Genomic DNA, 4,523 nt, shown 5'->3' with positions numbered 1-4,523 from the left:
TTTGGTTTTATTGTGAAGTTGGGCAGTGTTAATAACAATAAAATAATGAATATATCATCTGCAAAAAGAATGAAACCAATACGGAGAAGATGATTTCGTTAAAAATTCGAAAAATAAGCGTTATTAGCTCTTGAAGAAAAATGACTAGAAAAATTACAAGCATATGGAAAATAGGGTTATACAAAAGTCCTAAAGGGGGACGGAATTATGGAGAAAAGAAAGTATTCAGTAACACCACAAGATCGAATGAATTATGTATTAGGTCTTTATTCTGCAGATCAACAAATTAATGCAGTTCTTTATTTTCCTGTAGGTATATCCAAGGAAATACTTGAAGAATCAGTAAGGATAACATTGCAATTGCAACCAGTTTTGAACAGCCGGTTTGTAGAAAATGATATTCCTTACTGGGAGGAACATTCATCTGACACTAACTCATCTATTTGCTTTTTTGCAGAAGGAAATAATCAAGAACTTGAAATAATGGCAATAGATTTTATTAAGGAACCTGGTGATCGTATTCAGGGGCCTATGGTTCAAACGAAATTATTACGGGGCACTACAACAGATATGTTAGTTGTGAAATTGTCTCATCTATGTTCAGATGGTGCAGGAGTCAAGGAATATATTAAATTGCTTGGAATGATATATACTCACCTTTCATTGGGACGGTCTAAGAAGCAAATTATAAAGGAATTTGATAAGGGAAATGAGAGTTGTCGAGATCAATCACATGTATTCAAATACGCTGGAATATCGGACATAAAAAGTGCGTATCGTCCTAACCAAGAACAACAGGCATCGTTATGGTCTTTTCCATCTCAACCTAACAAAAATAAATTTCCCCAAATGTCCGTACGGCGATTGAGCCATGAGCAAACTCTACGTTTAACCCAATGGACAAAAGCTCAACAGGCTACCTTGAATGATGTAATCATGACTGCATACTTCCGAGCTTTATCACATTTCACTGTGTATGCAGAACCTCGCACTGCAGAAAAAATGATTGGCTTGACAATTGATTTACGTCGATATCTGCCTAATAATACAACTGGTGCTATTTGCAACTTATCCGGTATGGAAATGCCAGTGATTAAAATGGAAGACGATGAAACATTTAAGCAGACTCTTGTTCGAGTTAAACAATCAATGGATAAAATAAAGTCTCAAAATCCAGGTCTTTCTTCAGCAGCAGGAATGGAGTTACTGGCAGAAATGAAGCTATCTACAGTGAAGGAAATGTATAATCAGCAATATGAACAGGCTGTACAGATGGGGATGGCGTTGCCATTACTGACAAATTTGGGAGTAATCGCTGAGGAACCTATTCAGTTTGGTGAAATTCAAGCTGAGGACGGGTATATGACATCACCTATTATGTATGCACCATTCTTTTCAATGGGAGCAAGCTCTTATAATGGAAGGCTTACATTTACGATCGGTTATCATGCGCCGGATACATCAAAAGAAAAGGTAGAAAAATTTTTAGATAGTGTTGCTAATCAACTATCAGAAATAAAATAAAAGAGAATATAGAGAACAGATTTCTAATAGAATTGTATTTTGGGGGCTCGTATCATGTACGGATAATCTCTGGAAATTTTCTCTGACCGCACTTGCCTTTATGCTATATATGCAATGGGAATGGTAGGGAGAAACAGTTTGTATCGTGAAAAAACAAGATATAACGGTATGAAAACAATAAAGCAGAGCTGATTTAAATTACACTTTGAATCAGCTCTGTTTTACTAGTTTGATGGCCCTTACAACAAAAAAGGAGGCTGTATCCGGTTAGGGTAAAGCGGATTTTTAATTTTTTTGAAAATAAAGTTGACATCCACAACTACTTAGTCATACAATGTAGTTGTAATAAGTGATACTGAATAGTGTGGTTTTACTCAAAAGCTATTCAGTAAAAAAATTCGCCTTAGTACTCTGTGATACTGAATATAAGTCAGACAGAATAGGGGGTAAAGGAGGATCAGGACATGGAAAATTTAACTGAAATGCTAAAAGGTTCACTGGAAGGGTGTGTACTGGAAATCATCAGTCGCCGTGAAACGTATGGCTATGAGATTACCCGCCATCTGAATGATCTTGGGTTTACCGAAGTTGTGGAAGGTACGGTGTATACCATCCTTGTACGATTAGAGAAGAAAAAGCTTGTGAATATTGAAAAGAAACCATCAGATATGGGACCGCCTCGTAAGTTTTATTCATTAAATGAAGAGGGCCGCCAAGAGCTTGAATTGTTTTGGAAAAAATGGGATTTTGTATCGTCAAAAATTAACGTCTTGAAGTCAAAATAGGTTCATAAGATAAAATGTTCCGGTCGATACTTTGGGAATTTCTTGTTCGGTTTTATAAAAAAGGAGGAAAATAAGATGTTAGAAATGTTTAAAAAGTTAATTGGTGATAAAAAAGAGTACAAAATGATGATGGCACGAGTTGAGGCTCTGCCAGAGGACTACCAATTTGTATTTAAGAAAATTCAAAACTACATGTGGAATTTCTCAGCGGGTAACGGGATGGATATGTTACACATACAGTATGAATTAATCGATTTGTTTGAAGCTGGTGCAGCAGAAGGAAGACAAGTGCTTGACATTACTGGGGATGACGTGGCTTCCTTTGCTGACGAACTAGTGGCAAATGCTAAAACTTACGTCTCCAAGTATCGTGAAGATTTGAATGAAAGTATTATGAAGAAATTGAGAAAAAAATAAATGGAATAAGTAATACCGACTGATTAGCTGGTTACACATATGAATTGCCACCATAGCTATTCAGTTATATTTTTAGCTTGGTACTAAGTGATACAGAATATCAGTGGTACTAAATAGATAGAGGTAAATAAATTATCTCCGCAAAACATTTTTATAGGGAGGAAAAAAGTATGAGTAATGCAGCGATTTCTATAAAAGGCTTGAAAAAATCCTTTAAAGACAAGGAAGTTTTAAAAGGGGTAGATTTTGAGGTGCAGCGTGGAGAAATTTTCGCGCTGCTAGGCTCAAATGGAGCGGGAAAGACGACAACGGTTAACATCCTTTCGACGCTAATGAAGCAAGATAGCGGTGAAGTAAGTATTTGCGGATTTGATGTACAGCGTCAACCAGACCATGTTCGTCAAAGTATCAGTTTGACAGGGCAGTTCGCAGCTTTAGACGGTATGCTGACAGGGAGGGAAAACTTGATAATGATCGCCAAATTACGTGGTGTTTCCAATCCCGCTCAAGTTGCTGACAATCTACTTGCAAGATTTAGCCTGACTGATGCGGCAAACCAAAGGGCAGATCAGTATTCAGGCGGGATGAAGCGCCGGCTTGATATCGCGATGAGTTTGATTGGGGCGCCAGCAGTTATTTTTCTTGACGAACCAACGACTGGACTTGATCCTGAAGCGCGAATCGAAGTGTGGGATACAGTCAAGGAACTTGCTGATAGTGGTACAACTATTTTGCTTACGACTCAGTACTTGGAGGAAGCAGAACAACTGGCTGATCGTATCGCAATTTTGCATGGCGGAAAAATTATTACGACAGGTACTCTTACTGAACTGAAAGAGATGTTCCCACCGGCAAAAGTGGAGTATATCGAGAAGCAGCCTACATTGGAAGAAATATTCCTTGCGATCATTGGCAAAAAGGAGGAGATGTAAATGAAAAGCAAAACAGGGGTATTACTTGGGCGCTTAATGCGCAATATTATGCGTAGTCCAGATACAATTATTACGGTAGCGATTACACCGATTATGATGATGCTATTGTTTGTATACGTATTTGGTGGGGCTATACAGACAGGAACAGATAACTACGTCAATTATTTATTGCCGGGAATTTTGCTAATGGCTATCGCATCCGGTGTAGCTTACACTTCCGTGCGACTCTTTACGGATGTAAAGAGTGGGCTGATGGCACGTTTCATTACGATGCCTATTAAGCGCTCATCGATATTGTGGGCTCACGTTCTAACCTCTCTTGTTGCTAATGTACTTACTATCGTGGTGGTTATTCTTGTTGCACTCTTAATGGGTTTCCGTTCCAGTGCTAATATTCTAGATTGGCTCGCGGTAGCTGGGATACTTGGGATGTTTACGCTGGCGCTAACATGGCTAGCTATCATTCCAGGATTGAAAGCGAGGTCTATGGAAGGGGCGACTGCTTACTCGTACCCGCTAGTTTTTCTTCCATTTATTAGTTCGGCCTTTGTGCCTACCGAAACGATGCCAAAAATTGTTCGTGCGTTTGCAGAGAATCAGCCTGTAACTTCAATCGTGAATGCGATTCGTGCTCTTTTATATGAAGGAACTGTTGGAAACGATATTTGGATTGCGCTCGCTTGGTGCGTCGGAATTATGGTTATTGCTTACTTCTTTGCTAGTAAAGCATTTAAACGTCAGCTAGGGTAAGTGAATGAAATCATCCGGAATAATATATTCTTTTGAAAAAGCACGGGAAGATTTTCCGTGCTTTAATAATTCATTCATACTTCGCTTAATTGTAGTAGTTTTAAAGTAAATAGGA

At 38.4% G+C, this 4,523-nt stretch carries 5 protein-coding genes; all 5 read left to right on the top strand.

The features are described 5' to 3' along the window. The first annotated feature begins 207 nt into the window (after positions 1–207). The 5 genes from ACQGSG_RS26870 to ACQGSG_RS26850 all read left to right on the top strand — a co-directional run bounded on the left by ACQGSG_RS26870 (position 208) and on the right by ACQGSG_RS26850 (position 4,408). Positions 208–1,524 carry a condensation domain-containing protein gene (locus ACQGSG_RS26870; protein WP_000415483.1) on the top strand — a complete coding sequence of 439 codons (1,317 nt, stop codon included), beginning with the start codon at positions 208–210 and terminating at the stop codon, positions 1,522–1,524. A 464-nt stretch (positions 1,525–1,988) separates the two neighbouring features. Beyond that, a complete protein-coding gene (locus ACQGSG_RS26865) occupies positions 1,989–2,309 on the top strand; it encodes a PadR family transcriptional regulator (RefSeq protein ID WP_000429488.1) in 321 nt (106 codons plus the stop codon). Between the two features lie 75 nt (positions 2,310–2,384). Beyond that, the gene (locus tag ACQGSG_RS26860) at positions 2,385–2,726 is read left to right on the top strand and encodes a DUF1048 domain-containing protein (protein WP_000891986.1); all 342 of its coding nucleotides are present in this window, start codon (positions 2,385–2,387) and stop codon (positions 2,724–2,726) included. Between the two features lie 170 nt (positions 2,727–2,896). Next, the gene (locus ACQGSG_RS26855; protein ID WP_065703571.1) at positions 2,897–3,658 is read left to right on the top strand and encodes an ABC transporter ATP-binding protein; all 762 of its coding nucleotides are present in this window, start codon (positions 2,897–2,899) and stop codon (positions 3,656–3,658) included. Next, the gene (locus ACQGSG_RS26850; protein WP_087948616.1) at positions 3,659–4,408 is read left to right on the top strand and encodes an ABC transporter permease; all 750 of its coding nucleotides are present in this window, start codon (positions 3,659–3,661) and stop codon (positions 4,406–4,408) included. Positions 4,409–4,523 lie beyond the last annotated feature (115 nt).

Source organism: Bacillus sp. GMa5/1, from assembly GCF_050172015.1.
GTDB classification, from domain to species: Bacteria; Bacillota; Bacilli; order Bacillales; family Bacillaceae_G; genus Bacillus_A; species Bacillus_A cereus.
The sequence above is the reverse complement of the archived record's forward strand: the minus strand, read 5'-3'. Positions and strand labels throughout refer to the sequence as shown.

Excerpts from the sequence above, each read along its gene's own strand:
- ACQGSG_RS26870 (WP_000415483.1), top strand. The coding sequence starts at position 208 with ATGGAGAAAAGAAAGTATTCAGTAACACCACAAGATCGAATGAATTAT.
- ACQGSG_RS26865 (WP_000429488.1), top strand. The coding sequence starts at position 1,989 with ATGGAAAATTTAACTGAAATGCTAAAAGGTTCACTGGAAGGGTGTGTA.
- ACQGSG_RS26860 (WP_000891986.1), top strand. The coding sequence starts at position 2,385 with ATGTTAGAAATGTTTAAAAAGTTAATTGGTGATAAAAAAGAGTACAAA.
- ACQGSG_RS26855 (WP_065703571.1), top strand. The coding sequence starts at position 2,897 with ATGAGTAATGCAGCGATTTCTATAAAAGGCTTGAAAAAATCCTTTAAA.
- ACQGSG_RS26850 (WP_087948616.1), top strand. The coding sequence starts at position 3,659 with ATGAAAAGCAAAACAGGGGTATTACTTGGGCGCTTAATGCGCAATATT.